Annotated in this window: 1 protein-coding gene; it reads left to right on the forward strand. The window is 69.5% G+C overall.

Going from position 1 to position 1,598, the window contains the following annotated elements; all coding sequences use genetic code 11:
- The first annotated feature begins 141 nt into the window (after positions 1-141).
- Positions 142-1,584, forward strand: coding sequence for an NF041680 family putative transposase (locus E0D90_RS25515; protein ID WP_130800277.1), 1,443 nt, complete (start codon positions 142-144; stop codon positions 1,582-1,584).
- Positions 1,585-1,598: the final 14 nt, after the last annotated feature.

Below are 1,598 nucleotides of genomic sequence, written 5' to 3' on the forward strand. Positions count from 1 at the left end.
CTCAGCTTGTTCTTTTTCTTTCGGCTTCGAGTGGTGTCTCGAACTGGGTCGCTCACCTGGGAGTTCGCCGGACGCGGGGGCGGCCTTCGTCTGATCATGTGCTCCGACCAAGGTGCACTGATCACGACGAAGGCCGTGAGGATGAGTCTGGTGGCTGATGCTGTCCGAAGGGAAGCGTTCGCGGTGGCGTCACGCTTCCGTGGTGAGTTCTACGAGTGTCTGACCGCCCGGCGCGATGAGCTGTTCGAGCTGGCGGACGCGGTGCTGTGTGCGGACGGGGCGGTGAGGTCCCCGGTGGACCTGACGCTGGTGCCCGAGCATCGTCGTGGGCACGGAGCGATGTACGGCGGCCTGAACCACGGCCGGATCGATACCGGCCGGCTGCGGGCGGTGCTGGCCGGGCTGCCGCTGCCGCGTTTCGACGGCGGGCGCCTGGTCCTGGCCGTCGATGTGTCGCCGTGGCTGCGTTCGGACGCGCCGTGTTCGGCGGAGCGGCTGTTCTGCCACGTCTACGGCCGGGCGAAGACGACCTCGCAGTTCATTCCGGGCTGGCCCTACTCCTTTGTCGCCGTGCTGGAGCCGGGCGCCACGTCCTGGACCGCGATCCTGGACGCGGTGCGGCTGGGACCGGTGGACGACGCGACCGCGGTCACCGCCGCGCAGCTGCGGGGCGTCGTGGAGCGGCTCATGGCTGCCGGGCAGTGGCAGGCCGGGGACCCGCATATCGTGATGGTGACCGACGCCGGCTATGACGTCACCCGTCTGGCCTGGGTTCTGCGCGACCTGCCAGTCGAGCTGGTCGGCCGGGTCCGCTCCGACCGCGTCATGCGGCTGCCGGCGCCGCCCCGCCAGCCGGGGACGAACGGCCGGCCGGCCAAGCACGGCCCGGAGTTCCGCTTGGCCAGGCCGGAGAGCTGGCCCGAGCCCGCGATCACCACGGTCACCGACACGGGCAACTACGGCAAGGCCCAGACGCAGGCGTGGGACCGGGTCCATCCCAGGCTCACCCACCGTTCCTCCTGGCTCGATCACGACGGCGAACTGCCATTGATCGAGGGCACGTTGATCCGCCTGAAGGTCGAGCACCTGTCGAAGGAACGGGACGCTCCGCCGGTGTGGCTGTGGTCCTCCAGGACCGGAGCCACCGGTGAGGACGTGGACCGCTTCTGGCAGGCATTCCTGCGCCGCTTCGATCTGGAGCACACCTTCCGCTTCACCAAGCAGACCCTCGGCTGGACCACCCCGAAACTCCGTACCCCGCAAGCGGCGGACCGCTGGACCTGGATCCTGATCGTCGCCCACACCCAGCTCCGGCTCGCCCGCCCCCTGGCCGCGGACCTCCGCCGCCCCTGGGAGAAAGCCACCACCACCGACCGGCTCACCCCTGCCCGGGTCCGTCGAGGGTTCCGGAACATCCGCGTCCACCTCGCCTGCCCGACCCGTGTTCCCAAACCCCGCGGTGCCGGCCCCGGACGGCCACCCGGCGCCAAGAACAGACAGCGGGCGCCCCGCTACGACGTCGGCAAGACCGTCAAACGCCCCAAGACCCTCAAGGCCATCGGCAAACCCGGAAGATCTTGGTAGATAAAAAACAAGCT

Source organism: Streptomyces otsuchiensis (assembly GCF_004305975.1).
GTDB classification, from domain to species: domain Bacteria; phylum Actinomycetota; class Actinomycetes; order Streptomycetales; family Streptomycetaceae; genus Streptomyces; species Streptomyces otsuchiensis.